The organism is Bartonella japonica (assembly GCF_040545385.1).
Taxonomy (GTDB): Bacteria; Pseudomonadota; Alphaproteobacteria; order Rhizobiales; family Rhizobiaceae; genus Bartonella; species Bartonella japonica.
In genome coordinates this window covers 1-26818 of the sequence record NZ_JBEPLT010000013.1, presented here as the reverse complement: position 1 = coordinate 26818, position 26818 = coordinate 1, and the positions used below count along the sequence as shown (strand labels likewise).

The following is a 26818-nucleotide window of genomic DNA, read 5'->3' as shown; positions in this document are numbered from 1 at the left end:
GTCTATAAAACTATTCTAAAGAAAGTGCTAAGAACATCGTTTGATGTATAATCTAATAAAGAACTTCCTCTTCTTTTACAGTTAATGCGGGGTTAGTGGTGTCAATGGAGTTAAAAAACGTACAGGTGTATAAAGAATCAAATGAGTTGTTTTCTCCAACACACTGCTACTATCAGCAAGAAGTGCTTGACTAGGCGATAATTCTGTACCCTGCATAATTGTTGAAGCCAAAGAACCTTCACGAGAAAGAGCCATCAATGTTGGTGATGACGCAAAAACATTATGTGCTCCACCATCAACATTAGAAAAGTCGAGGACAGCTATTCCATTTTTACGTAACATTTTGATATCCTCACCATCTCCTACACGGTGATGCCCCCCCGTAAGACGCCCCGAAACAGCAAGCGCTTTATCGGTACGAGATACTAAAATGGCAGTTGGTTGAGGCAATCTTTTAATGTCATTAAGTTGACGTTCAAACACATCAACATCAATGTCCGGCGCTGCCATTAAAAAACTTGTAACACGATGAATAGGTTTATATTTTTGTTGTAATGCTAAAGTTCTAAATGCTTCCATTATGACAAAATTGCCCATAGAATGTGCAATAACAGAAATCTGATCAGAGTCAGTTTCACTTATGAGCGTTAAAAGCTCTATCAATCCATCGCGTGCAAAATTAGCGCTATCACGGTCATAAATATAGAGAGGTATTGATCCAGCAGAAGGCCACGAATAGTGCACAGCAACAACATTTAAAGAATAATCATGTGTAAATTGAGCTGTACGAAATGTACCATCTGCAAAATTGTTGTTGTAACCATGAATAAAAAGAAAAATTTCTCTTTTTCCTTTTGGCTTTTTTGCTAAAGCAGCATTTAATTGCTGCTTAAACTGTTCCTTGTTATCGTACTTTTGCAATGCTACTGCTGCAAAATACTTATCGTGAGTAGGCTTATAGGCATTTATTTCGACAAGACCCTTCACATGTTTTTGAGGAATTCCTACATCAACGCGATTATAATATACTTTATTTGATCTCTCTGCCCCATAAGGTTGAGAATAGCTGTTTTGTATCATACGACTTGTTGCAACATACACTGGAACAACAGCTTTCGGAAGAATTGGTTCACCTTCAACTTCTCTTTGTACAGCAATCATAGATGGTGTTGCATGGACCCCATGCCAAAGAACGGCGCGCGACCGACTGCATGCTGTTAACAAAGAAATGCAAATAAAAAATGTTAAATATTTTAAAACTGGACTTCTCACCACAACACCACCTAGCCTTATCGAAAAGATTCAATATCGACTACAAAGAAAAAGAATAAAATTTCCCCCCCCAATTGAAATGAAACCATTGCTAGAAACGCGCTAAAAAGTAGCATAAAAAATCTTGCTATAAGCTACAATATGCAACACCGCCCTCTTAATATATAATCTTATCCCTACTATCACGAATATAAGTGGTGCGGTCGAAAAGTGCCATTTCATAATAATTTAACAATATTTTTCAATAAGTTAATAAAAATATCAAATAACAAAACCACCTTTTAAACCACCTGATACATAGAATCTATAACGCTATCAGATAGCATCATCATCTATATATTGCAATTGCGAATCAAGAGTTCTTTTCGAGGTGTTTTTTCTAGCTACCTTTCCACCCACATAAGCGTTCACCTTGCTTGTTATGCTTTAAGATCTCTCTTGCTAAGTTTGAACTGATGACGTTCACATCTTGTTTTTCTACATAAATGGGGAGCCAATCAACACAAGAAGAAATATATTTATTTGTTGCGCAACCAGTCAGAGAGCTCAGTACGCACATCAGTATCATTTTTCTGATTAACTTCATTTTCCGTCTCAAGCCTTGTTTTTGCTGATTTTAGAGTTTTTTCTGTTTGCTTTTGCTGTTCAAACTTCTTTCCAAGAGTAAAAGCTTTTGCTAAAGCTATAAAAAAAGCGGCTAAAGCCGCTCCTGTTAACATGAGTTTTCTTCTTATCTGCAAGATCATAGATGATGCTCCTGAAAGCGTTTAGCAACAAAGAAAATACCAGCACATGCCGCCAAAACCATAATGCTTGCCAAAGCCCATTGAACCGGACCATTCCCTGCCAGCAAACCGCCAATACCTGAAAATGAACCTATAATAGGAGCTAGTGCTTCTGCTTTGAAAATTCCTGTTGATTCTTGTGCTTCCACTGTTTGATAATGAGAAGAAACATAAGCCCCTTTTGCCCATAAGCCTGCTTCAGCTGCACGTCTGTGGACAAGACCATTCTAACGTTTACCTCCTGCTTTGGTCCATTTTTGTAATTCAGCAGGGACGGCTGCATATTCACCTTTATTGAGCTTTTTTAACAGTGTAGAGTTGCAAAAGGCTACCCTTCTACATTATAACAAAAGGACACCAATGCTGCGAATTGCTCATTGGTTAATGGAACAAGCACGTTTTTTTCAACGGTATTTTCAAATTGTTGCAAGTCCTGACAAAGAAACTCTTCTGCTTGCTTTTCAGTGATGGTCATGCCTTTGTGAATAAAAGGTTTTCCAGCACTGCTGGTATGTCCATAACCGATTGTCCATACACCAATGGCATCTTTATAGGCATTTAAACGCAGACCTTCCCATTAGTTTAATGAGTGCAAGCCCTTCTTTAGATATTTTTCGCATACATTCCTCCATAAAAAAATCCACACAAGGTGGGGCTGAGTGAAAATCTAAAAATAAATTTCTTTCGCTCTTGACAAATATTCGTTTATAAACGAATATGCATTATGTTTGAAATACGTCACTACCTTACCTCTGATGGCAAAGACTTGATAGCTGATTGGCTGCGAAAGCTCCGTGATGTGCAGGCTAAAACTGCAATTATTCACCGCCTTAATCGTTTAGAGCAAGGAAACTTTGGCGATTTCAAGCCGCTTCGTGATGGTGTCTATGAACTGCGTATGAATATTGGTCCTGGTTACCGAATTTATTATGCTCAGTCTGGAAAGACCGTATTATTGTTATTATGCGGTGGTACCAAAAAAATACAAGACACTGATATCACTCGTGCATGTGCTTGTTGGTACGATTGGCAAAACCGTGAAGATTAAGGAGTGCAAAGATGAAAGACCGTAGCCACGATGATGCAATGGCAGAAATATTCCATGATGACCCTGAGTTGGCAGCAGCGACCCTTGATGCAATCCTAGCAGATGGTGATCAGGGTGAACTGCTTGTAACTCTACGCCAAATGGCCAAAGCTTATGGTGGTGTTCAAGCTGTAGCTAAAGCAGCCAACTTGAACCCAACACAACTTTACCGTACACTTTCAGAGAAAGGTAATCCAGAGTTCCGCAGCTTGAATGCTTTACTGCGTACCATGGGGTTTCGTTTAGCTATACAGCCTCTTGAACGACCAGTTCCACACGTGTAACTTTAGCCCCAAATTTGGGGAGACCTTTTTCAGGGTATAATTCTTCAAGCATTCTCTTGATATCTCGCATAACATGGTCATACCTTTTACCACACAATTCGGCAATCTCACGACTAGACATAGTCGGAACCGCTGCGTCGTTAGCAACGTTTTCCGTAATTTTAATAAAGGTATTCATTGCGAACTCCTTATGGTTAGATGTTTTCATTGACACCTTAGAAAGGTATCGGGCGCTAGCAACACATTGATTTATAATGATAATTTACTGTTTTTCATATTGAATTAAAGCCCCGAATATTGTAAGATTTTCTCATTCTAAACTCTCTCAGATTGAATCAATTAATATCACTTGCTTGCACGTCAAAAGCGGGGCTGGTGTGTGGGTAAAAACTATAGAAGAAAGGAGTAAAAATGGCTCTTATGAACCGTCTTAGTGCAAGATCTGTCGCAACATTGGGAGCTGGCAAATATAATGATGGTGCTGGCTTGTTACTTCATAAGCGTAAAGATGGAGGTGCTCAATGGCTTTATCGTTATACCATTCAGGATCAGCGCCTAAAAAACCAATCAATATTACCTTATTAAGTATTCGCTTTAACCCTATTTTATGGAAGTAACCTATCAATTAACATGATATAGATTTCACTAATATATTTATAACACACAATGGTTTATTTCATAAACATAAATAACGATAACCCACTGAATCTACAGTATGAATCATGTTTTTTTATTTTTAAATTGCTTGTATTTTTATAGGTTTTTTGATATAAAGATTATGGTTCTATTCAAATGACAAAAACGTAAGCAAAACAGAAATCGTGTCAAATTAATTGGCACGGTTTTATTGCATTTAAATCTCTTATTTTTTAAAACTTTTCAATAATTTATTGACAATATCTTATTTTTAGTGTACATAAAATATATGAAAATAGTATGGGATGAACCTAAAAGAGCGTTAAATATTGATAAACATGGGCTTGATTTCGCTGATGTTATTTATTTTGCGTGGAAACATACTTTTATTGATGCAACATATTCAAACCGTATGAAAGCCATAGGACGTTTGCCGACGGCACAATGGTTGTTATCTTTGCAAAGCTTGGTACCAAAACGGTATCAATTATCAGTTTTCGCTATGCAAATAAAAAAGAAAGAGAGGTTTTCGATGACTATCAAAAAAACCTTTAAAGAAAAGTGTTATTACACAAAAGAAGACTGGGAAGCTGTAAATTCACCATCACTCACTGATGAAGAACTTGCACGCTTGAAACCAGCTAAAGAAGTTTTACCACCTTCTTTTTTTAAATATGTAGATAACAAGCGTCGTAAACGTGGACGCCCCCCAGTTGAATCACCTAAAGAAGCTATCACCCTGCGTATTGATTCAAAAGTTATTGCTTTTTTTAAAGCACAAGGTAAAGATTGGCGTACACGTATGAGTGAAATTTTAAAAAAAGCCAGTAAGTGCTAATTACTTTAATGGCATTGCATAAAAAAAGCCCCATTATGTAAACACATAACAAGGGCTTTCGGGCTTCTTAAATCCCGCCATATAGTAGCATTATTTGTTTTATAATACAACATGATAAAAATAAATTTGCTTTTATACACACTATATGTGATCTATAATCTTTATTAAAACATTTTTGTTGCATTGAACCATTTTAGATGTTATATTATTGTTATGAATAGCCAAGAATTAAAAAGATATCTTACAAAACGAGGTTGTAGTTTTATATCAGGAAAAGGTGGTCATTTAATTGTAAAACTTGGTTCTAAGAAAACAGTTCTGCCCATGCATGGTGCTAGAGAAGAGTTAGGAACGGGATTAGTTAATAAAATTTTTAAAGATCTTGATTTGAAATAAACTCTAATTAATTGCAATAAAATGGAGATGCAAATGAAATATGCACTCAAATTTATTAAAGATGATAATGATACTCTTCTTGTTACGGCCAAAGACTTTCAAGAGTTTATAACCTACGGTGAAAATGAAAAAGAAGCGTTAGAAAATGCTAAAGACGCACTTTTAACAGTCATTATGGGGCGTTTCCAAGATCGTGAATCTATCCCTTGTAGAGCTGATGAAGTTGCCTATCCTTTTGTTGAAATATCCTTATTGGTAACTTTAAAAATCGCAATACACAATGCCATGGTTGAAAAAAACTTACGCAAAGCAGATCTTACCCGCCTTTTAAAACTGCACCCTATACAAATTGATCGGTTGTTAAACTTAAATCATGAAACGAAGTTAGAGACTTTAGAATCTACTCTCCATATCCTCGGAAAAGCAGTTACAGTTAACATTAAAGATGCTGCTTAAAATTTATACATTATAAAATTTGATGCGGTTTTTATGTATTAAGGCTTGCGATTTTATACGTTTTGTGTGATAAAAATGCGTCTTTTCATAATTAAAAAGTTTTCACATACAAAAGCCGCGTTTATTAAGATACGGTTTTTTTTATTTTAAAGAAGGCGCCCCCCGCCCTGTTATTTACACAGCGTTATTTTCAATAATCTTTACAACGCAATGCAACCAAATCCAAAATGTACACAATACGGCTAACAGAAAAACAACTAAAACTTTCGCGATAATATGCGTATAAACAATCTTTTATGACACTTAAGACCATTTTTATTTCAACCAGTAAGATACTTCACACGTTTCATTATGAGAATAATAGTAACTATCCTTTTAACTTTAAGTCATATTTTAAGATAAGAAAAACGAAGAAAAGATATGCAAAGAAATCTCAAAAAGATTTTAATTCATCGTTTTTTTGATTTTCTCTAATCGTCTTTTTGCTTCAGAGGTAAGAACTGCTCTAATGGTGATAGAACCGTCATCATGTCCTTCCTGTCTTATTTCACCAGAGTTTTCATAAAACCAATCAATAAGCGACATTTCATGAGGTCTTAAAAGACATTCAACATTTTGCATTTCTCCAAAAATTTGCTTTTCAATCGCTGTTAACAATTGATCGAGTCCATCGCTCATGAGTGCTGAAACCATTACAGCTGGCTTCAAGCGTGTTTTTACGCTTGTTTGCAAAACATTCAATGCGTGCTCATCCAATAGATCAATCTTATTCCAAACTTCTATGATATGCTCTGTATCATCAATACCAAGATTTGAAAGCACATCCAAAACATCTTGAGCATGTGTCCGATGATCAGGGTCTGACATATCTCTTATATGAAGAATAAGATCAGCTTCAACCACTTCTTCAAGGGTTGCTCTAAAAGCTGCAATTAAATGCGTTGGTAAATTGGAGATAAAACCCACAGTATCAGATAAAAAAATAGTTTTTCCATGAGGAAGAACAACTTTGCGCAAAGTCGGATCAAGTGTTGCAAAAAGCATATCCTTTTCTAAGACATTTGCACCACTTAAGCGATTAAAAAGGGTCGATTTCCCTGCATTTGTATATCCAATCAAAGCAACAACAGGATGAGACGTTTTTTTTCTTTTTTCTCTATGCAGAGTACGTGTTTTAATAACTTTTTCCAACTCGCGACGGATACGCGTAATCTTTTCTTGCAAAAGACGCCTATCTGCCTCAATCTGAGTTTCACCAGGCCCGCCTAAAAAACCACAACCACCACGTTGCCGTTCTAAGTGTGTCCAGCTACGTACAAGTCTGCTTTTTTGATAAGATAAGTGCGCCAACTCAACTTGTAAAACTCCTTCTTTTGTTCGTGCACGATCTCCAAAAATTTCTAGAATCAAAGTTGTCCTATCGATAACCTTACAATTCCATAATTTTTCTAAATTACGCTGCTGTATTGGTGTTAAAAAATAATCTACAATCACCAAATCAATATGATATTCTCTTATATAGTGAGTAAATGCGTCTACTTTACCTTTCCCAAACAAAGTCGCAGGACGCAAGGTGACAGTATTAACCGTTTCACAATGAACAACTTCCAGTCTTATAGCACGCGCTAGACCTAAAGCCTCTTTTACCCGAGAAGATACTGAACCTCCACTTACAGCATTTTTACTTCTGTTTTCTTGGTAAATTGGTACCAAAACAATAGCACGCACCTGTTTTTCAATCTGTGAAGAAAACCCTAAAGATCTCTCATTTTCATTTATCATAGCAACCAAGCACTTTAACAAAATGAAACAAAAGACCTAAAATATAAAATGACTTGCTTACTCAGAGTTTTCACCTTCAAACATCTGCACAGGTTGTCCAGGCATAATCGTAGAAATAGCATGCTTATAAACCAATTGCGCATGTCCATCACGACGCAAAAGGACACAAAAGCTATCAAATGAGGTTACAATACCCGTTAGCTTAACGCCATTTACAAGAAAAATTGTAAGGGAAATTTTCTGCTTGCGTAGCGTATTTAAAAATACATCTTGCAGGTGTTGTGATCGTTCTGCCATTATTTTTACACCTTCATTTCGAATTGCATAAAATATTCGTGCTTGCATATCGACTGAAAAATATTCAATTGTCAACGTAGGAGCTTCAAAATTTAGAAAAAGACAAACTAAATATCGAGAAAAAACATTCCTTTAAAAAAGTAAGCAGCACAATCTAGGAAAACTTATCGCAAAATGACAATCTCCCTTTCTATTCATTTTGTTATGAACTATTGTGGAAAAACAAGCTCTAATTTTGCATCCTAAGATATCGCACATGCCATATATTTCAAACCATACGCACTTAAAGAATAGAATAATTAATTTTTCTCAATTTAGAATCAATAAAAATCTATTTGACGATAACATAAGTTTCATAATTTCTTATCAAAAAATACGAGAATCTGCACATACACAAATGCATTTACACATCGCAGATTTCTTTAAAATACTGTGCATAACCACCATTAAATTGCTCTTATTTGTATATAATTATTATATGATTCTATCTATACGTGAGAATTGTAAACAGTATTTTATTTTTGTTATAATTAAATACTATATTGTTTTTATTGCAATTTATACCATTTTTGCATAGATTTAAAAAACTGCGTTAACTTTATGTTGATAAGTTTTCAAAATTTTTCCCTGAACATATTCCTTTCTAAATAATTAACAGTTAGTATGTGGAGTATCTGGAGGAGGACGTATCCCTTTTCCGTCTGTAAGAGTACGAGGCGAGTATGGCACGCAGAACCAAGTTACAAACATTTGAAGTTGGAGTTGAAGAAGCCCTCTCAAAAGCTATGAACTTTGACTTTGATAACGCGGCAGCAGCAATTGAAACGATGTCTTCCAGCAATTCTGAAAATGTCATTAGTGTAGATGAATTGATTAAGAAAATTGCAATGGCAGAAGAAGAAGTTCTTGCTGAAAATGGTCCTTCGACTGTTATCTCAAATATTCATGATAGCGCTGTCATTGATGAATCTGTTGTTGAACAGCTTTTCTCCCAGAAGTCTAAAACCAAACTCTCAGGTGGAACTGTTAACAATACATTGTTGTCTACACAACTTCTTCCTGCTAATGATGATACAACAACTCCTTTAAATTTTGAACTATTAAAGCAACGCTCTACTTCTCGAATCTATTGGTGTACCACAGCGCTTAGTGCTTTATGGGCGACAGGAGGTGCTTTAATTGCGCATAAGCTAGCGCCTGCCGGACTTAATTCTTTATCGAATATCACTACTTTTGTTATGTCCCCAACAGGGCTAGCTATAACAGCTGGAACAGCAATCCCTATTCTCATATCTTGGGGTGTTGCTCAATTAATAAAACGTTCAAACGAATTGCATGATATTGCTCTTCTTATAACAAATGCCGCACAACGCCTTAGTGAACCACAGCATATATCTGAGAAGCAAGCGATCGCTATAGGGCAGACTATTCGTGAAGAAGTAGCTGCAATGAACGAGGGAATTGAACGCACCCTTGGACGTGCTGTTGAACTTGAAGCGATCATTCAGGGAGAAGTCCATAATCTAGAACAAGCCTATGCTGAAAATGAATCGCGCATTCATACCTTAATCAAAGAATTAAGCAATGAACGTATAGCCATCTTGAATCATGCTGACCGAGTACAGTCAACAATTAAAGGAACACAAGAACAACTGAGTGATGAATTTGGCTTGGTTACCTCAAAAATTGCAACCAATGTTGAAAAGCTTGCGCAAACTCTTTCCCAAACTTTACAAAAGCAAGGAGAAGATCTTGTTGAAAAGCTTTGCCACGCTGGTGGTGGTGTAACGAATCAACTCGTTGAAAAATTTAGTGAAACCACAACGCAAATTCAGAAGAAAAACACAGAATTTTTTCACGAATTAGAGAAAAATTTTGATGGTTTTTCAGAACGTTTTGATAATAATGAAAAACGAATAGAGAAAGTCTTTAATGAAACAGCTGCTAAAGCTGAAATACATATCGCCAACATTGCAACACATATACAAGAAACAACAGATCAAGCTCTGCATAGTGTTGATGAAAAATTCAAAGTATTAGATAAAAATATTATTGATCGTAATAATCAATCTCTACAAATTTTAGATGAGAAAATCATACAACTTGACGAACAAGCCTACAAGCTTTCTTCTAAATTTGATAGTGTAACTTCAGAAGCAATTGAATCTTTAGAAAACCGCCTAGCAAATGTTGATATTTCTCTTAAAAAACATGGCGATTCCATAATCGAAGCCTTCATGATTCGTAGTCAATCCCTCGAAAATAATGCTAAAATGCTCGGCGATTTCTTAGAGGATCACATGTTACGCATAAATACAGACCTCCAAGAAAGAACAGCTGACATCACCGATGCATTCACAAGCGGCCATGAAGTTATCCTTTCTGCAATCGACAAGAGCAAAGAAAAGTTAAGAGAAGAAGTTCAGCATATCGATAGTGCTATTGTTCACATCATACAAGAGCGTTCGCAAGACTTCAAATTACAACTTTCTGATCAAAGAGCTCTCATGGCAGACATGCTCGATAACGAAAAGAATAAAATTGCAGATACATTGAAAAACAAAATTGATATCTTGGCGCAAAATACTTCAAATATTGAAAAGGTTTTGATTGATAATGTCCAAGTTGTTGATCATCATGCTGAAAATTATGTTACAAATATAGTACAATGCACGGAAAAACTACAAGAAGTTATTGCACAAAGCTGCAATACAACAAAAGATGCCTTAGAAGCACAAGCTAGAAATATTGATATACGTGCCGATGCTTTACGTGATTCTTTAGCTATTAACAGTTTTTCTCTTAACGAAGTTCTTGCAAATCAAGCACATACGCTCGAACAACGGATGGAAACAATCCATAATCTCATTACCCAAAATGATATACATGTTGATACCGTTCTAAAACAGCAAATAGACCTCGTTGAAGGTGCAATTGCAACCAATAGTAAAAATATTACAGAAACCGTTCAAAACCATATTAAAGACCTCGAGGGACACGCTGAGTTTCTAAAAAACACACTCTCTCAATCCAAGGGAACTTTCTTTGAAGCCCTTGAAAGTCGTATAGAATCGTTCGATGAAAATTTAGAAAATCGTGCACGCAGAATTTTTGAACGTGCAACCACGCTAGAAGAATCGTTTTCAGAAAAACTTGGCCAAGTTTGCGAAACAATAGAGACACAAACTTCTATCCTTGAAAAGCGTTCAGATTCATTACAAACATCTATCATTCTGAATAATGAACAGAACCAAGCAATTCAGCAAGCACTGGAAACAAGTGTTGACAATATACGAATTACATTAGAAGATTCCGTTAAAGCAGTTACAGACAACTTGCAGGATGAGATCGTAAAAGCCTCTGATATTCTTTCTTCTACGGGTGAACAGATACTTTCATCTGTTACAAATGTCACTGAAAAAGCAGAAAATATTCTTTCAGAATCTGGAAATCGTATTGTATCGAATGTAAAACAAACAGTTTATGATACCAATGAGAGAGTTCTTTCTGAACTATCTGAACAAACAGATCATACTGTTAAAGCCTTCACAGCTGCCACTTATAATGCACAAGCATTGTTGAATGAAACAATTCATGCTTCAGCGACAGCAATTGAACAAGTACTCAGCGAACGCTGTAATGTCCTTAATCACTCCATGCAGAGTCTTAAAAATAATTTAGGATATCAGCTGTCTGATGTAGGTAACCGTTTGGAAGAAGCAAATAATCAAACAGCGACTCAAATTTCAGAACATGTCGGGAAAATAACAGAATTAACGAGTTATTTAAATAAAGCTGCACAAAGTACAACTGAATCAATCGGTTATTTAACACAGCATATCAGTGAGCAACTTTCCCTCTCAACACAAGATGCTGAGCAAAGAATCTATGCACACAATGCGTCTTTAATGGATAGCTTAACACAAACTCACTCTGAAACTATCCAAACCGTAACAGCTATGAAAGAAGATCTTATTGATAATGTTTCGTCCATCGTTGCACAATTGAATCAATCGATTTACAGTTTTCACGAAAATAGTAATGTTTTATTATCGGCAGTTCAAAATATTGATGGTCAATTCAGTGAGACTGCGAATAATTTTTTCCTAAACACAAATAAGGTAGCAGAACATTTATCAGCTTCAAATCAAGCACTCAATAAAAATGTTGAGGTTTTACAAGGACTCTCGGAAAACACATTCGGACAGATTAGCCATATAACAAGCAGTTTTGGTGAACATGCTAAAATACTTTCTGAGACTATTCGTGTTCTCGAACAGTCCGAAAATTCACTCAATACGACACTTGAGGAAAAACACAACACTCTCTCTACGTTGAGCAATGCTCTTGTTTCAAAGTCTAGTGAAATTACTCACCTCATTGAACATTATGAAAATGTCCTTAATTTAGCACTTGAACGTACAGATAAAAATGCGCGTAACTCCACACACTCGCTTCAACAATCACTTAATCAGCTCATTAGTGAAGCTTCAACGCGTTTTTCAGAAGCAGCAAAAAATATACGTCGTTCTGCAGATGAAGTTCGTTCAGAACTTTCAAAAATTAATAATGATATTAATGAAAATGTTCAAAAGCTTCCAGAAAAAACAAAAGAAACAACACAAACAATTCGTACTGCTTTAAATGAGCAAATTACAGCATTAAAAGACTTAGTGAATATTATACAAAAAAATAATAAAAAAAATGCAAAGGAACAATTGATACCTGTAACATCTCGTCCTTTTGACTTTAAGAGAGATGATGATATTTTCCCTGAAGTTACCACCAAGAAGATGGTTCCCCCTAAGCCTGTTTTGCAACAAGACCTAAGCAATAAACAGCCAAATAAATGGGTATCAAATCTTCTAGAAAGAGCTTCACGTGAAGAGGTTTGGCATGATGAAATGCCTAATGATTCTGTTTTCACATCGGTACAAACAAAAACACGTCCTGCAAATGAATCTCTCCATTCTTTAGCTACAGATATAGTAAGAGCTTTTAACCACAATGCTGTTGTCGAGTTATGGGATCATTATCACCATGGACAAAAAAATATTGTAACAGAACGTCTTTACACTTTGAATGGGAAAACAATATTTGAAATGATTAAGAAAAAATATATGCGTGATATTGATTTTAAACGTTCAGTTAATCAGTATATTACAGATTTTGAAAAATTATTACGTGACGTATCTCGCAATTCTAATTCTTCCAACTCAGTTCGAAAATATCTGGTATCGGATACTGGAAAAGTTTATACTATGCTTGCTCATGCGAGTGGTCGTATCCAATAAAGCAGTAATAAAAGTGGAAAGTGTTTTTTTGCTTTTTCTTCTTTTCTGATCGTGCCCATCGCTTCTTAAAATATAACGTATTAAGAACAGATATAGTGTTAATTATCAGTAAATTATTGAATTATTAGTATTGAATTTCTGTGATATTCTAACCAATAACCTTATTTTAAATACCCATGCTCAATGACTAAATAGTATCATAAATGGAATAAGCATAACTTCTCTCACTCCCCATATGCTTCTTCATGGATTCACTTCTTTTATACAAACTTGATAAAAACAAACTGCACATCTATGATAAACGTATTGTATAAAATCAAATCTATTTCTAACTATAAAAATTTACTTTTACCTGCATTCAAAGATAAAAAACTTTTAAAAATAATATGGGAAATTTAAAACTTGCAAATACTCATCCATAAATTCTATATACTTATAGGTGTGTAAATAACGTATATACTTACGATAATTATATTCAAGGAATAAACAAACTCTATTCTTTTCTTTCTCACCAGCATTGCAAAAAAAAGTAACGTCTTGGTAATACATCCGCTAGTAATATTTGCTTCTTTTTAAACTGATTAACTTCTGCAAATCTTTGTTAAGGAAAAAAGATGAGTTGTACTAACAGATAAAAATAAATTATCAAGCTGATTTAACGATCTAAAAAATTACTTATGCATTTTTAGATTCAGAGAAATTAGGATCTATCAGTGGACAACACTCTATCGTAGATGGAATACTCATATAAACATACACTAACTTGGATACCACAAAAATGTCTACAGAGCAAAATAGTGATTGCAGTTCACAAAAAGTTGAACTTGACAGTGCCGCACTTTTTTATCATCAATATCCAAAACCTGGAAAATTAGAAATACAAGCAACAACACCTCTTGATAATCAGCGTGATCTAGCTCTTGCTTATTCTCCAGGTGTCGCGGCACCTTGTCTTGCAATTCACAAAGATCCCAATCTTGCTGCTCAATATACTTCCCGTTCTAATCTAGTCGCTGTTATATCAAATGGAACTGCAGTTCTTGGATTGGGGAATATTGGTCCACTTGCCTCAAAACCGGTTATGGAAGGAAAAGCTGTTTTATTTAAAAAATTTGCGAATATTGATGTTTTTGATATTGAGATTGATGCTCCTAACATTGAACAGATGGTAGAAACTGTATCTTCCCTAGAACCCACATTCGGTGGAATTAATCTTGAAGATATAAAAGCTCCTGAATGTTTTGAAATCGAAGAAAAACTTCGTGCGAAAATGAATATTCCCGTTTTCCATGATGACCAACATGGAACCGCTATTATTGTTTGTGCAGCAGTATTAAATGCGTTAAATCTTTCGGGAAAAAAAATTGAAAATGCAAAAATAGTTACCTCGGGCGCTGGCGCCGCAGCACTAGCTTGTATTAATCTTTTGGTCCGCCTTGGAGCAAAAATTGAAAATATTTGGCTTAGCGATTTAGAAGGCGTTGTTTATAAAGGCCGTAAGGCACTTATGGATCGTTGGAAAGTCAATTATGCACAAAAAACCAATGCACGAACGTTATCTGAGATTATTGATAATGCGGACATTTTTCTAGGTGTTTCAGCAGGAGGGGTTCTAAAACCTGAATATCTCAAAAAAATGGCTCCAAATCCATTAATTTTAGCGCTTGCTAATCCAATACCAGAAATTATGCCGGAAGAAGCACATTCTGTGCGACCAGACGCAATGATCTGCACAGGGCGTTCTGATTATCCAAACCAAGTCAATAATGTCCTTTGTTTTCCCTATATTTTCCGTGGTGCATTAGATGTCAGTGCGACCGCAATTAATGAAGAAATGAAAATGGCTGCAGTTCATGCAATTGCCGCTCTTGCTCGTGAAGAAACTTCAGATATTGCTGCACGCGCATACTCAAAAGAACCACCCAGTTTTGGTCCAGACTACCTCATTCCCTCTCCCTTTGATCCGCGCTTAATACTTCGAATTGCTCCTGCTGTCGCTAAAGCAGCAATGGAAACAGGTGTCGCGATTCGTCCCATTGAAAATATGGAATCCTACTATGATATCCTTAACCGATTTGTATTTCGTTCTGGATTAGCCATGAAACCTGTTTTTGCGGCAGCAAAAACAGCAAAACGTAAACGTATAATTTATGCCAACGGTGAAGACGAACGCGTACTTCGAGCCGCACAAATTGTGCTTGAAGAACAAACTGCTATTCCTCTCCTCATAGGCCGCCCACATGTTGTAGAGGCAAGATTAAAGCGCTTTGGTCTCAGAATTCGTCCTGGCATCGATTTTGAACTTACCAATCCAGAAAAAGATCCGCGTTTCCATGATTATGTTAATTTATTTCTTCGTTATACAGGACGACGTGGTGTTTCACCTGAAGTTGCAAAAACAATTGTTAGAACCTCAACAACGGCAATTGCAGCACTCGCCGTAATGCGTAACGAAGCTGACGCAATGATTTGTGGTTTAGAAGGACGTTTTGAACGTCATCTTGAACTAATTGAACAAGTCATTGGACTTGATTCAAATGTTCGTCATTTTTCTGCTGTAAGTTTACTTATTTCTTCACATCGTACTCTTTTTTTTACAGATACCTACGTCAATGAAGATCCTTCTGCAGAAGAAATAGCAGAAATGACAGTGTTGGCAGCACAAGAAATCGAAGCCTTCGGAATAACACCAAAAGCAGCATTACTATCACACTCAAATTTTGGTTCAAAAAATACAGAGAGTGCACGTAAAATGCGTCGTGCAACTGAAATTCTTGCTAAATTATACCCAAATCTAGAAGCTGATGGTGAAATGCACGGTGATGCTGCACTTTCTCCAGCCTTTCGTAACCGTGTTTTTCCCGATTCACGCCTCAAAGGTGAAGCAAATCTGCTCGTCTTTCCAACACTTGATGCAGCTAATATAACGCTCAATCTCGTAAAAAATCTCACCAATGCACTTCATGTCGGCCCTATTTTAATTGGAGCTTCACGTCCAGCACATATTTTAACACCTTCAGTTACTTCACGAGGTGTTGTCAATATGACAGCTCTTGCAGTTCTTGCTGCAAATCGAAAAAAACTCTAAAACAAAGTAAGTGAAATCATCATAAATTTTTAAAGTTTTTCAAAATTCTGAATACAAAATCTCATACACTAAGAACTTTTTTATCCCAATATAAAGACAGTTATTCTAGATTAAGTCTTTTTTTTAAAGGGAAAAAAGGCTAGAAGAATAGTATTAAGTGTATTTTGAATATATCAACTCTATAAATAAGGAATCTTATATTGCCCTCTACGTTTGATAAAGTTGCTGATATTATCGCGGAAATCAGTGAAATTGATCGCAACGTGCTCACACCTGACAGCCATACAATTGATGATTTGGGAATCGATAGTCTTGATTTTCTTGATATTGTTTTTGCTATTGATAAAGCTTTTGGAATTAAAGTTCCATTAGAGCAATGGACACAAGAAGTTAACGAAGGAACCGTTGCAACAGAAGAATACTTTGTTCTTAAAAACCTTTGTGCAAAAATTGATGAACTCGTTGCCTTAAAACAGGCAGGATAATTCTTTTACTATGCATAATCAAGCTGTATTCATCACTGGTATAGGACTTATAAGCTCTTTGGGTGAAGGAGTTGATCATCATTGGAAACTCCTGAATAATCCTACAGTTACACCAAACCTTGATTATACAACTTTTCCACCCTACACTATTCATCAATTGCCTGAAATTGATTGGAGCTTGCAAATTCCTAAGAAAAGTGATCAACGACAAATGGGTACTTGGCAGCGTCTAGGAACCTATGCAGCTGGTCTTGCTCTTGATGATGCAGGCATAAAAGATAATGAACAATTAACCTCAACAATGGATATGATCGTTGCAGCAGGTGGAGGAGAACGTGATCTTGTTGTCGATACACAAATTCTCTCTCAAGCACAAATAACAGCTGATCAAGCTTCCATGTTAAATTCAGTTCTTTCGACTGAACTTCGTCCAACTTTATTTTTGGCGCAACTTTCAAATCTTTTGGCTGGAAATATTTCAATTGTTCACAAAGTAACAGGATCTTCTCGGACATTTATGGGAGAAGAAGGCAGTGGACTTTCTGCACTTCAAATTGCTGCAGCACGTATTCGATCAGGACAGAGTACACATGCGTTAGTAGGAAGTTCCTACAATGCACAAGCATATGATATGCTATTAGCCCATGAACTTGGAGGGCTCTTAACACAGAGTGGATGGACACCTGTGTGGGACCGTAAAAACTATCCTGGTGGCGGTATTATAACCGGTTCTGGTGGTATCTTTCTTGTCCTTGAAAGTGAAGAACATGCAAGAAAACGTAATGCACGTGTTTATGCTGAAATTAATCAAATCATCACAGATCAAATAGACAGAACAAAAATCTCTCTTGAAGATTCAATTGTATCAATGTTGAAAACCGTAGAGGCAAAATCTGCCTTAGCTATTTCAGCTGCTTCCGGATTTCATGAAGTGACAAAAGCAGAACAAAAAGCTCTTGAAGCTGCTAATATATCTTATCGCGGTATTACAACATTATTTGGTTATATGCGAGAAGCGCAATTTCTTTTAGCACTTGCACTTGCTGCTATTACTGTTGAAAAAAGACATAGTTTCCCAGGGTTGAGTGCTCATGAAAAAGCTTTTTCTAAAGAAGTGTGTGAAGCATTTGTTACGACTATTGGTCTAAAAAGAGCTGAAGGTGTGGTCCGTCTAACTGCTGCTTGAGGGGAATTTTTATAGTGAAATATAATGATCATTTTGGGCGTCCGCTTGTCGCAATCACTGGAGCAGGCATTGTAACCTCACTGGGACAAGGAAAAGATGAAAATTGGCAAAAATTAACAAATGGTGTGAGCGGTATCCATAAGATCACGCGCTTTCCTATTGAAGGATTAAAGACATATATAGCTGGAACTGTTGACTTTCTTAAAGAAAGTACACTTGGCGCTTCAGCTCTCTCTGAAAAGCTTGCGGCTCTTGCTGCAGAGGAAGCTTTGGAACAAGCAGCTCTTGATAAAATAAATTTTGATGGCCCCTTATTTTTAGCAGCTCCTCCTGTTGAACTTGAGTGGACAGCACGTTTTACTCTTAATCAAGAGAAAGGATTCATTGATGATCCTTCCTATACACATCTTCTTGAAGTCTGCCGTGATAATCTCCATGAGACACTCTTTGAAAGTACACAATTTGGTACAATTGCAGAAAAACTTCAAAAAAAATTTGGGACAAAGGGGCTTCCTATTACACTTTCAACCGCTTGCGCATCTGGTGCAACAGCAATTCAATTAGGTGTTGAAGCCATTCGACGGGAAGAAACAAATCGCGCACTCACGATTGCTACAGATGGTTCAGTTTCAGTAGAATCTCTTATTCGCTTTTCATTATTATCTGCTCTTTCAGCCCATAATGATCCTGCAGAAAAAGCAGTAAAGCCCTTTAGCTATGACCGAGATGGTTTTGTTATGGCAGAAGGATCAGGCGCTCTTGTTCTTGAATCTCTCAAAAGTGCATTAGACCGTAATGCAACAATTTTAGGAATTTTGGCTGGTTGTGGAGAAACAGCAGACGATTTTCATCGTACCCGTTCAAAACCCGATGCATCTCCAGCAATTGAATCCGTTCATAAAGCCTTAAATGATGCAAAAATCACGATCAATGAAATTGACTATATTAATGCACATGGAACCTCAACACCTGAAAATGAAAAGATGGAATATCTTGCATTATCAACAGTCTTCGGTCATATTTTAGAACGTATTCCGGTTTCCTCTAATAAATCCATGATTGGCCATACATTAACTGCTGCTGGTGCCATAGAAGCTGTTTTTTCACTTTTAACAATTCAATCGGGAATACTTCCTCCCACAATCAATTATGATAATCCTGATCCTGCTATCCCTTTAGACGTTGTTCCTAACCATAGCCGTAAAGCCGATGTGAATACGGTTTTGTCAAACTCTTTTGGATTTGGCGGGCAGAATACGAGTCTTATTATCACAGCATATAAAGAGGATAAGTATTCTCAATACTGATCAAATTTTATCATATGTAAATTAATAACATACCATTTAATGGGGATGATAATGCGTGCACTGCAATTATTAAATGAACGTCAACTTGAAATCACCAATATTGCCCCCCCACCACCACCGAATGACGATGAAGTAACCGTGCGGATAAAAGCCGTTGCCCTTAATCACATCGATGTATGGGGTTGGCGTGGTATGGCCTTTGCTAAAAGAAAAATGCCTCTCATTATTGGCGCAGAATCTTCCGGTGAAGTAACTCAAATGGGAAGTAATGTCAAAAATTTACAACTTGGACAAATCGTCTCAATCTATGGCGCACAAACATGCGGAATATGCCAAGCTTGTCGTGAAGGACGTGATAATCTTTGCAGCGATGTAAAAGGTGTCTATGGTTTTCATCTTGACGGCTTTGCCTGCGAACTTGTCAATTTGCCAGCACGACTATTAGTCCCCTCTCCTCCAGAATGTGATGAAGTGCAAGCAGCTGTTGCTCCTATTACCTTTGGTACTGTAGAGCATATGCTTTTCGATAATGCAAAACTACAAGCAGGAGAAACAATTCTGATACATGCAGGTGGTTCTGGTATCGGTTCAGCAGCCATTCAACTGGCAAAACAGCAAGGATGTACCGTTATCACAACTGTAGGTTCGGATAAAAAAATTGCAAAAGCAAAATCTCTTGGTGCTGATCATGTCATTAATTACCGTACAGATCGTTTTGAAGGGATCGTGCGTAAATTGACAAAAAAACAAGGGGTTGATGTTGTTTTTGAACATGTAGGAGCCAATACATGGAACGGTTCTTTGTTGTGTATGAAACGAGGTGCACGCTTGGTAACATGTGGCTCTACCTCTGGAGTTACAGCACCTCTTAATCTTATGCAGTTATTCCAGCAACAACTTAAAATATTTGGTTCATTTGGCTGTCGGATAGAAAATATGCAAAATGCCATGCAGAAAATGGCACAAGGCCTTGTGCATCCTGTCATTGATACAGTCGTTGGATTTGATGAAATTGATACAGTCTTAAAACGAATGGAAAACCGTGATGTTTTTGGTAAAGTTATTCTTAAAATCGACTAAGTTATGATGAAATTTTACATTAAAAAAATTATGTACCATATTAAAATGATAGCAAAAAAATCATTTTATTTTTTGTGGGGATATCCGCTCATCGGCTCTTTATATGTTTTAAAATATTTTCCTACCAACATTGGATTTGCTTTTTTTTCTCGGTTAGCAAAAATACTCGGCCCTCTTGTCCATCGTCACCAAATTGCTCTTGCAAACCTGAGAGCTGCATATCCAGAAAAAACAGAAGAAGAACTCCATACAATTGCAGTAGAAATGTGGGAGAATATAGGACTGTTTCTAGCTGAATATATTTTTCTTGACAAAATTTTTGATTTTGATCCTCATGCGGAGAAACCAGGACTTATTGAGGTAAAAGGCGCAGAAATATTTGAGAGATTAAAAAATGAAAAAAAACCGCATATTTTTTTCACAGCGCATACCGGAAATTTCGAACTTCTGCCTATATGCGCACAAAGTTTTGGTTTGAATGTTACAGTACTATTTAGACCTCCCAATAATCCCTATATTGCAAAGAAAGTTCTTAAAGCTCGACAAACTTCCATGGGACATCTCGTCCCCTCTAAAGCCGGTGCTGCTTGGGCACTAGCTGCCAAATTAGCAGAAGGTCAAAATATTGGCATGCTTGTTGACCAAAAATTTCACCGCGGTATTTCGGGAACATTCTTTAATAGACCACTTAAAACTAACCCCTTAATTATAAAACTTGCACGACAATATGATTGTGATATTTATCCAGTACGTTGTATCCGTCTAGCTGGAGGACGACACCGTTTAGAATTATATGAACCTGTAAAACTTCCACTTAATGAAAAAAATGAAATTGATATAATTGCTTCTACACAAAAATTAAATGATATTGTTGAAAGTTGGGTACGTGAATATCCTGGACAATGGACATGGTTACACAGACGTTGGGATAACGGATAGACTGACATCCGTTTATTAAGAAGAGGCATGAATGATCGCGTCAAAAGACATCAATGATCTTATCGCAATTGTTGCAGCATTACGAAATCGTGATAGCGGATGTGCTTGGAATATAAAACAAACTGTTGAATCTCTCATACCCTATATGCTCGAAGAAGTTTATGAGGTTATCGATGCCATTAAACGAGAAAACCAAGAAGATCTTTGCGAAGAACTCGGTGATCTTCTTTTTCAGATTGTCTACCATACAATAATTGCACAAGAAGAAGGTAGCTTTACTTTTGAAGATGTTGTTTATGCAATTACCGCAAAAATGATTCGTCGGCATCCTCATGTTTTTGGAAGTGCAGAGCAAAAAAAACTTGGTTTTTCAGCTAAAGAATGGGAGAAAATTAAAAAAATCGAACGGACTGAAAAAAAACAATGGTGCAAAGAAGAAAGCTTCTTAAACGATTCGACTATAAGTATTTTTGCAAAAGTAAAAAAAATCCAGCCAGCTGAGCAAGAAGCTCTCGCTTTACAAAAAACAGCTGCAGAAGTAGGTTTTGATTGGCATGAAAGTCATAAATTTTTTGCAAAAATCAAAGAAAAGCTTGATGAACTCAAAGAAGCAATAAAAAACAATAAAACATCAGATATAGAAGCAGAGTTCGGTGATCTCTATTTTACTCTCCTTAATCTTGCACGCCACTTGAATATTGATTCACAAAAAGCATTAAAAGAAACAAATACAAAATTTCGTAATCGTTTTGCCTATATTGAAGAAAGTCTATCTACCCAATCTAAAACACTGGCTGATGCATCCTTGCATGAGATGGAAAATCTTTGGAATAAGGCTAAAAATAAGAAATGAGAGAAATATTAGATTCCATTACCCTAAAAAATCAATAACATCTTGATCACTCAATAGAATTTCACAAAGCTCAATGAGCTTTATATGTTTCATCTACCGAATTCTGTAAGGTAGGCCGCAATTCTACTGATTCACCACATCCGCATGTTGAAATTTGATTAGGATTTTTAAATACAAAACCAGAACGAAGAGCTGTTACTTCATAATCCACCTGTGTTCCTAATAAAAACAATACTGCATCGTGTTCTATAAAAACACGAGCACCATTTACTTCGACAACATCTGCACGTAATCCCTGCCCTTCTTCCTTTACAAGAGTAATGCTATACTCCATCCCCGCACATCCGCCTTTCTTGATGCCAATAAGAATACCGTGTGCATCTTTCGTATCCATAATCGCTTTAACACGATCTGCTGCAGTTTTCGTCAAACTTATTACTGAAAAACGGCTCATTATTTACCCTTTTCTCACTCAACAAAAATTTTAAATGTATTTCATTTACAATATTTTGATTATCTAGTGTATCAGAAATAAAATAATAAGAATATAAATTGAAGTTCTTTTCTCATGTTGGTAAAAGCATGATATTTTACTAGATTGGCTTATGATTTTGTAATCTGAAATCACTATTTTACTTTCCTCATAGCCTTTGCAAAATGTTTTTTACAAAAATCAAAATGAAAATATTTTTTTCAATGTCATTATCCGCTACTATACTTACGAAGATAATTGCCTTCCAATGAACAAACAAAAGCTCTCAAAAATATCATTTTCTCTTGCATCTATGAAATGTCAGAAAAGATGAATAAGCTTAGATGCACAAAGATTTTATCTCATATCTTCCCAACCCACAAAAATAATTAAATGAAAATGTGCCTATCGCAGCTATGAAATCAATGAAATCCAAAAATAAAAAATTTAATTATTAATCTTGATGAATAGAAAAATATTTAAAGTACAAAGCTTCATTTTCACTCTTGCAAGCTTTCTTTAAAAGTGTAAGAGCATTCTAAATTTTACGCTGTTGATATTCTTACTGACATTAAAAAGACAGCTACTTATTTTTCTCTTGCCTTTAAAGAGACAGTCGTTTAGTCAGTTTCATACTGACCGGAGCGTAGCGCAGCTTGGTAGCGCACTTGACTGGGGGTCAAGGGGTCGTGGGTTCAAATCCCGCCGCTCCGACCACTTTTTAAAGAAGAAACATTAGTAAATACCAAGTGTATGTGTAGTATGTATGAGATTTTGCATCAGTTTATTTTTTTACAGAGTTTTCAAGAAACTTTCAAAGGGATTTCAAAAAGGCAAAGACCTTTTCAAGGTCTTTTCTCATTCTTGTCATCGAAACGTGCTTTTGTCTAATTTTGGGTAATTTTTATAATTTTATCTATGAAAATATAACTTTTAAAACAACACATTTCATGAGCAAAAATATTCATAAAAACAAAAAACGCCCCCACTCCTAACTCATGCCACCTGCTTTTACTTAGTGTAAATCTAGTATTAAGCTCCAATGTACCTATCTTTTTGAGTTAAACTACAATGCCATTACGTAAGTATGAAATTAAAAAGTCTACCCTATTTCCTCAAGTTATACGATAGTTCAAACAGCGTAACTATCATAAATTGGAAAGAAAAGGTGCAACTTTTACTCAGAAATCTTTCCCTTTTGAGAAAAAGTATAAAAACGCGAGACCAAAGCCTCGCGTCACTTCGTTATCTCAAGACATTAATAATCATTCAGTTTCCTTAGCTTCTAAACTCGCCTCAGATACATGATAATTGTTATCATTTTTTATCGCAGATGATGAAGTTTGCACAGCTATCTTCCGTGGTTTTAGTTCAGCTGGCATTTCTCGCTGAAGCTGAATATGAAGAAGTCCATCACAAAGTTCTGCTCCTATAACTTTAACATGATCAGCCAAATGAAAACGCCGTTCAAAAGCACGCGAAGCAATACCTCGATAAAGGAACTCTCGTTGTTCATCATCCTTTTCAGGTGTTCTCTCACCTTTAACGATTAGTTGATTGCAATGCGTTTCGATATCGATTTCATCTTGAGAAAAACCAGCAACAGCCATAGAAATTCTATAAGAATCTTCAGTTAAGCGCTCAATGTTATAGGGTGGATAAGATGAAACCTCATCAGGATGTGTCCTAGAATCAAACCAGTTAAAAAGATGATCAAAACCCACTGTTGAACGATAAAATGGTGAAAAATCTACTTGACGCATAAAATTGCCCTCCTTTAGAGCGACTATAGTTAATTGACTCACAAAGTTCCCACATGGCAAACTTAACCTGTGAACCAGCGACCCCTGAGTGGCGGCCACACTGTATTATGTGGTAATCATTCTTTTCTATTTCAACTCTTTTGTGCTCGAATTTATAAAAACATATACAAAGCAATGTAACTGTTTTTTAATGCTTCTTCATCATTACATAAATGTCAGCCATCTGGTATAAGCTAAGTTCAAGAATACACTATAAAGGATGTCAATTGGAAACACCTCTTTATCCTATAGATTGGGGTTCCTCTCCTCCCAATATCCATAACAACTACCTTAAAACAGCCATTGATCGTGAAATTCGTTTTGCAATAACACATCCTGAAATAGAAAAATCTAAAGGAACAGTCGTTATTCTCGAAAGCTATGCAAATGCTTTAGAAGAATATTTTTTACCGATGACTGAAATTTCTAAACGCGGTTTTTATACAGCAATATTTGACTGGTTTGGCCGAGAAAAATCACAATGCAAGGCAAAAAAACAGAGCCGACATCGTTACTTTGATAGTAACAATGATATTAATGACTTAGACGAATTTCTTAAAAAAATTGTATATCCTAACTGTCCACCACCTTACTATATATTAGCCTATGGCATGGGCGGCTTAATAGCACTTAGCGGACTAGATCTCATAAACCATCAATTTAATAGAATGCTCTGCGTTTCTCCCCTCTTTGCTCCATTAGGCAATAAAACGAATAGTTTTCAACATAAGTTAACACAACTTCTTTCTGATATAGGTCTTGGTTTTCTACCAGCAAAAGGTGGAAGAAAATTCAAACAAATAAAGCAGAAAAATACGCAATCTTGGTGTGCTGACAAAACACCTTTCCCCTCTCTTCCTCTCCCAACATCTCGATGGATGGCATCCGTTCTCAATACAATTGATAGCGTGAAGAAAAACATACTTTATGGACAATTAAAAATTCCAACATTGTTTATTCTCGCCAATCAAAACAATATTGCCAACAACATTGAAGCACGACAACTATGTCAACATACCCGTTTAACAAACAGCATTACCATTACAGGCGCTGAACTTAGTACAATTATGTATGAAGAAATTTATAAAAAACAATTTTGGGCTGCATTTGATGCATTTATTCCCAGTGACATATCTATAAAATAATATCTTTTAACCAAATTGGAATTCTAAAGAGAGTAACAAAATACATCTTAAAATTATTAAACGCTCCTCTATAACCCTATTAATGATATCTAAAATTATTGCAGAAAAACTTTTTCAAAAGTAACGAAGGTGTATATGCAAAGTCAGAGATATATATACTTAAGGAAAAAAGCATTCTTAAAATGTGAAATGCTAACCTTTTATAAGACTAATCTAATTATAAGACTAATCTAAAAACCAAATACCTAACTGCAATATATACTGCTCTTCGAAATTACAGGATTCAAGAAAATTCCATGACAAAAGAGGAATGGAAAACAAAAATTTGAAAGCCAAAATTCTTCCATTTTAGCCTAATACAGTCCTTCTCAACACAGTGTTACAGTCCCATAAAACACTCGATGGAGTTCTATTCAGAATGAAAAAAATTTAAAAAGAAAAACCATTTAAAATGAATTGTGCTTAAAATATTTGTGTACTGACCTTTTTACATCGCATACATTTCGAATTTAACTAACTTACAACTAATATTCTGTATGATTCTTTTATATTTTTGAAAATTTGGAAGAATTAACCATTTTGCCATTCATTTCAATTATGAGCATTTTATTATCTTTATTTATAAATACTCTATATTGTATAATCGATGCGGTAAAAAACTTTGACGAATGGAGCCATTGGAACACAATCATGAAACGAATCCTGCTCGCAGAAGATGATAACGATATGCGTCGCTTCCTAGTAAAAGCTTTAGAACGCGCAGGTTATGAGGTTGCCGATTTTGATAATGGTGCTAGCGCATATGAACGTTTACAAGAAGAGCCATTTTCTCTTCTACTTACCGATATCGTGATGCCAGAAATGGATGGTATAGAACTGGCACGGCGCGCTACTGAAATTGACCCTGATTTACGAGTAATGTTTATTACAGGTTTTGCAGCCGTCGCACTAAATTCAAATAGTGATGCCCCTCCTGATGCAAAAGTACTTTCTAAACCATTTCACTTGCGTGAACTCGTTAATGAGGTTGAAAAAATACTTATAGCTGCTTAAAAAAATATTTTTCTAAATTATTTATGCCTGCTTAAAGAGAAAGTGAAATTAGGCATTGACGTTTATAGTTCTATATGGTGTATGCAACTCATTGAGTGGGCGTGTAGCTCAGCGGGAGAGCACTACGTTGACATCGTAGGGGTCACAGGTTCAATCCCTGTCACGCCCACCATACGCTTTTTATTTGCATATAATCTGTTGATTTTATTTATCTTTTTTCAGGGTACGGGATAGTAAAATAAAGGTGCGGGAATAGGATTTTGCAACATGCCTCTTAATTA

The 26818-nt window shown here is 36.0% G+C and carries 22 protein-coding genes, 2 tRNA genes and 4 pseudogenes; 19 read left to right on the top strand and 9 right to left on the bottom strand.

Translation table 11 applies throughout. The features are described 5' to 3' along the window. Positions 1-81 precede the first annotated feature (81 nt). The 4 genes and pseudogenes from ABID39_RS06060 to bgtA all read right to left on the bottom strand — a co-directional run bounded on the left by ABID39_RS06060 (position 82) and on the right by bgtA (position 2677). Entirely contained in the window at positions 82-1272 is a 1191-nt protein-coding gene (locus ABID39_RS06060; protein ID WP_354187068.1) for an alpha/beta hydrolase, read from the bottom strand. A gap of 379 nt (positions 1273-1651) precedes the next feature. Continuing rightward, positions 1652-1858, bottom strand: a complete 207-nt coding sequence (locus ABID39_RS06055) for a hypothetical protein (protein ID WP_354187022.1) — start codon at positions 1856-1858, stop codon at positions 1652-1654. Further along, positions 1791-2018, bottom strand: a complete 228-nt coding sequence (locus ABID39_RS06050; RefSeq protein ID WP_354187020.1) for a hypothetical protein — start codon at positions 2016-2018, stop codon at positions 1791-1793. Before ABID39_RS06050 ends, ABID39_RS06055 begins: the two co-directional genes overlap by 68 nt. After that, a pseudogene (gene bgtA / locus ABID39_RS06045) lies at positions 2015-2677 on the bottom strand (gene transfer agent endolysin BgtA). The gene ABID39_RS06050 and the pseudogene bgtA overlap by 4 nt, the downstream one beginning before the upstream one ends. A 104-nt stretch (positions 2678-2781) precedes the next feature. On the opposite strand from bgtA, the gene ABID39_RS06040 reads away from it, so the two are divergent. Both ABID39_RS06040 and ABID39_RS06035 read left to right on the top strand, forming a co-directional pair. Beyond that, complete coding sequence (locus tag ABID39_RS06040; RefSeq protein ID WP_354187018.1) at positions 2782-3105, top strand: type II toxin-antitoxin system RelE/ParE family toxin; 324 nt, start codon at positions 2782-2784, stop codon at positions 3103-3105. 11 nt (positions 3106-3116) lie between these two features. Beyond that, positions 3117-3428, top strand: a complete 312-nt coding sequence (locus tag ABID39_RS06035; RefSeq protein WP_354187016.1) for a helix-turn-helix domain-containing transcriptional regulator — start codon at positions 3117-3119, stop codon at positions 3426-3428. Between the two features lie 7 nt (positions 3429-3435). Here ABID39_RS06035 and ABID39_RS06030 read toward each other — a convergent pair. Next, positions 3436-3606 (bottom strand): annotated as a pseudogene (locus tag ABID39_RS06030) (phage regulatory protein/antirepressor Ant); the annotation flags it as partial. A 233-nt stretch (positions 3607-3839) separates the two neighbouring features. Here ABID39_RS06030 and ABID39_RS06025 point away from each other — a divergent pair. From ABID39_RS06025 to ABID39_RS06005, 5 genes and pseudogenes are all read left to right on the top strand, one after another. Then, positions 3840-3983 (top strand): annotated as a pseudogene (locus tag ABID39_RS06025) (integrase); the annotation flags it as partial. Between the two features lie 370 nt (positions 3984-4353). Next, positions 4354-4619: pseudogene (locus ABID39_RS06020) on the top strand (BrnT family toxin). Then, positions 4597-4902, top strand: coding sequence for a BrnA antitoxin family protein (locus ABID39_RS06015; protein ID WP_354187014.1), 306 nt, complete (start codon positions 4597-4599; stop codon positions 4900-4902). The pseudogene ABID39_RS06020 and the gene ABID39_RS06015 overlap by 23 nt, the downstream one beginning before the upstream one ends. 213 nt (positions 4903-5115) lie before the next feature. Next, entirely contained in the window at positions 5116-5298 is a 183-nt protein-coding gene (locus tag ABID39_RS06010; protein ID WP_354187012.1) for a type II toxin-antitoxin system HicA family toxin, read from the top strand. 33 nt (positions 5299-5331) lie between these two features. Beyond that, the gene (locus ABID39_RS06005) at positions 5332-5754 is read left to right on the top strand and encodes a type II toxin-antitoxin system HicB family antitoxin (RefSeq protein ID WP_354187010.1); all 423 of its coding nucleotides are present in this window, start codon (positions 5332-5334) and stop codon (positions 5752-5754) included. A gap of 444 nt (positions 5755-6198) precedes the next feature. Here the strand turns inward: ABID39_RS06005 and hflX are convergent, their stop codons facing one another. Together hflX and hfq are read right to left on the bottom strand one after the other, a co-directional pair. After that, on the bottom strand, positions 6199-7536 hold the full coding sequence (gene hflX, locus ABID39_RS06000) for a GTPase HflX (RefSeq protein WP_354187008.1): 1338 nt from the start codon (positions 7534-7536) through the stop codon (positions 6199-6201). A gap of 57 nt (positions 7537-7593) precedes the next feature. Then, positions 7594-7833, bottom strand: coding sequence for an RNA chaperone Hfq (gene hfq, locus ABID39_RS05995; protein WP_354187006.1), 240 nt, complete (start codon positions 7831-7833; stop codon positions 7594-7596). Positions 7834-8555: 722 nt separating this feature from the next. Here hfq and ABID39_RS05990 point away from each other — a divergent pair. The 8 genes from ABID39_RS05990 to mazG all read left to right on the top strand — a co-directional run bounded on the left by ABID39_RS05990 (position 8556) and on the right by mazG (position 22065). Next, positions 8556-13127, top strand: coding sequence for a hypothetical protein (locus tag ABID39_RS05990; RefSeq protein ID WP_354187004.1), 4572 nt, complete (start codon positions 8556-8558; stop codon positions 13125-13127). A 778-nt stretch (positions 13128-13905) separates the two neighbouring features. Beyond that, the gene (locus ABID39_RS05985) at positions 13906-16215 is read left to right on the top strand and encodes an NADP-dependent malic enzyme (RefSeq protein ID WP_354187002.1); all 2310 of its coding nucleotides are present in this window, start codon (positions 13906-13908) and stop codon (positions 16213-16215) included. A 200-nt stretch (positions 16216-16415) separates the two neighbouring features. Continuing rightward, positions 16416-16700, top strand: coding sequence for an acyl carrier protein (locus ABID39_RS05980; protein ID WP_354187000.1), 285 nt, complete (start codon positions 16416-16418; stop codon positions 16698-16700). Positions 16701-16710: 10 nt separating this feature from the next. Then, entirely contained in the window at positions 16711-17886 is a 1176-nt protein-coding gene (locus tag ABID39_RS05975; RefSeq protein WP_354186998.1) for a beta-ketoacyl-ACP synthase, read from the top strand. Between the two features lie 14 nt (positions 17887-17900). Beyond that, positions 17901-19193, top strand: coding sequence for a beta-ketoacyl-ACP synthase (locus ABID39_RS05970; protein ID WP_354186996.1), 1293 nt, complete (start codon positions 17901-17903; stop codon positions 19191-19193). Positions 19194-19244: 51 nt separating this feature from the next. Continuing rightward, a complete protein-coding gene (locus ABID39_RS05965) occupies positions 19245-20273 on the top strand; it encodes a zinc-binding dehydrogenase (protein ID WP_354186994.1) in 1029 nt (342 codons plus the stop codon). Positions 20274-20279: 6 nt separating this feature from the next. Continuing rightward, complete coding sequence (locus tag ABID39_RS05960; RefSeq protein WP_354187066.1) at positions 20280-21212, top strand: lipid A biosynthesis lauroyl acyltransferase; 933 nt, start codon at positions 20280-20282, stop codon at positions 21210-21212. Between the two features lie 31 nt (positions 21213-21243). Continuing rightward, positions 21244-22065: a nucleoside triphosphate pyrophosphohydrolase gene (gene mazG / locus ABID39_RS05955; RefSeq protein ID WP_354186992.1), complete on the top strand. Its 822-nt coding sequence runs from the start codon at positions 21244-21246 to the stop codon at positions 22063-22065. Positions 22066-22135: 70 nt separating this feature from the next. Here the strand turns inward: mazG and ABID39_RS05950 are convergent, their stop codons facing one another. Next, the gene (locus tag ABID39_RS05950; RefSeq protein ID WP_354186990.1) at positions 22136-22519 is read right to left on the bottom strand and encodes an iron-sulfur cluster assembly accessory protein; all 384 of its coding nucleotides are present in this window, start codon (positions 22517-22519) and stop codon (positions 22136-22138) included. A gap of 658 nt (positions 22520-23177) precedes the next feature. Between ABID39_RS05950 and ABID39_RS05945 the strand changes: the two genes are divergently transcribed. Continuing rightward, positions 23178-23254 (top strand) — tRNA-Pro (locus ABID39_RS05945). Positions 23255-23802: 548 nt separating this feature from the next. Here ABID39_RS05945 and ABID39_RS05940 read toward each other — a convergent pair. Then, a complete protein-coding gene (locus ABID39_RS05940; RefSeq protein ID WP_354186988.1) occupies positions 23803-24300 on the bottom strand; it encodes an Hsp20 family protein in 498 nt (165 codons plus the stop codon). 266 nt (positions 24301-24566) lie between these two features. Here ABID39_RS05940 and ABID39_RS05935 point away from each other — a divergent pair, with 266 nt between their 5' ends. From ABID39_RS05935 to ABID39_RS05925, 3 genes are all read left to right on the top strand, one after another. Beyond that, the gene (locus ABID39_RS05935; protein WP_354186986.1) at positions 24567-25484 is read left to right on the top strand and encodes a serine aminopeptidase domain-containing protein; all 918 of its coding nucleotides are present in this window, start codon (positions 24567-24569) and stop codon (positions 25482-25484) included. Between the two features lie 690 nt (positions 25485-26174). Then, the gene (cpdR, locus tag ABID39_RS05930; protein WP_345114545.1) at positions 26175-26537 is read left to right on the top strand and encodes a cell cycle two-component system response regulator CpdR; all 363 of its coding nucleotides are present in this window, start codon (positions 26175-26177) and stop codon (positions 26535-26537) included. 97 nt (positions 26538-26634) lie between these two features. Beyond that, positions 26635-26709 (top strand) — tRNA-Val (locus ABID39_RS05925). The last annotated feature ends 109 nt before the right edge of the window (positions 26710-26818 follow it).

Coding starts and splice junctions, on each gene's coding strand:
- ABID39_RS05965 (WP_354186994.1), top strand. CDS start 19,245: ATGCGTGCACTGCAATTATTAAATGAACGTCAACTTGAAATCACCAAT.
- ABID39_RS06055 (WP_354187022.1), bottom strand. CDS start 1,858: ATGAAGTTAATCAGAAAAATGATACTGATGTGCGTACTGAGCTCTCTG.
- ABID39_RS05940 (WP_354186988.1), bottom strand. CDS start 24,300: ATGCGTCAAGTAGATTTTTCACCATTTTATCGTTCAACAGTGGGTTTT.
- ABID39_RS05975 (WP_354186998.1), top strand. CDS start 16,711: ATGCATAATCAAGCTGTATTCATCACTGGTATAGGACTTATAAGCTCT.
- ABID39_RS06040 (WP_354187018.1), top strand. CDS start 2,782: ATGTTTGAAATACGTCACTACCTTACCTCTGATGGCAAAGACTTGATA.
- ABID39_RS06035 (WP_354187016.1), top strand. CDS start 3,117: ATGAAAGACCGTAGCCACGATGATGCAATGGCAGAAATATTCCATGAT.
- ABID39_RS05990 (WP_354187004.1), top strand. CDS start 8,556: ATGGCACGCAGAACCAAGTTACAAACATTTGAAGTTGGAGTTGAAGAA.
- ABID39_RS05985 (WP_354187002.1), top strand. CDS start 13,906: ATGTCTACAGAGCAAAATAGTGATTGCAGTTCACAAAAAGTTGAACTT.
- ABID39_RS05950 (WP_354186990.1), bottom strand. CDS start 22,519: ATGAGCCGTTTTTCAGTAATAAGTTTGACGAAAACTGCAGCAGATCGT.
- hfq (WP_354187006.1), bottom strand. CDS start 7,833: ATGGCAGAACGATCACAACACCTGCAAGATGTATTTTTAAATACGCTA.
- ABID39_RS05960 (WP_354187066.1), top strand. CDS start 20,280: ATGAAATTTTACATTAAAAAAATTATGTACCATATTAAAATGATAGCA.
- ABID39_RS06050 (WP_354187020.1), bottom strand. CDS start 2,018: ATGATCTTGCAGATAAGAAGAAAACTCATGTTAACAGGAGCGGCTTTA.
- ABID39_RS06005 (WP_354187010.1), top strand. CDS start 5,332: ATGAAATATGCACTCAAATTTATTAAAGATGATAATGATACTCTTCTT.
- cpdR (WP_345114545.1), top strand. CDS start 26,175: ATGAAACGAATCCTGCTCGCAGAAGATGATAACGATATGCGTCGCTTC.
- ABID39_RS06015 (WP_354187014.1), top strand. CDS start 4,597: ATGACTATCAAAAAAACCTTTAAAGAAAAGTGTTATTACACAAAAGAA.
- mazG (WP_354186992.1), top strand. CDS start 21,244: ATGATCGCGTCAAAAGACATCAATGATCTTATCGCAATTGTTGCAGCA.
- hflX (WP_354187008.1), bottom strand. CDS start 7,536: ATGATAAATGAAAATGAGAGATCTTTAGGGTTTTCTTCACAGATTGAA.
- ABID39_RS06010 (WP_354187012.1), top strand. CDS start 5,116: ATGAATAGCCAAGAATTAAAAAGATATCTTACAAAACGAGGTTGTAGT.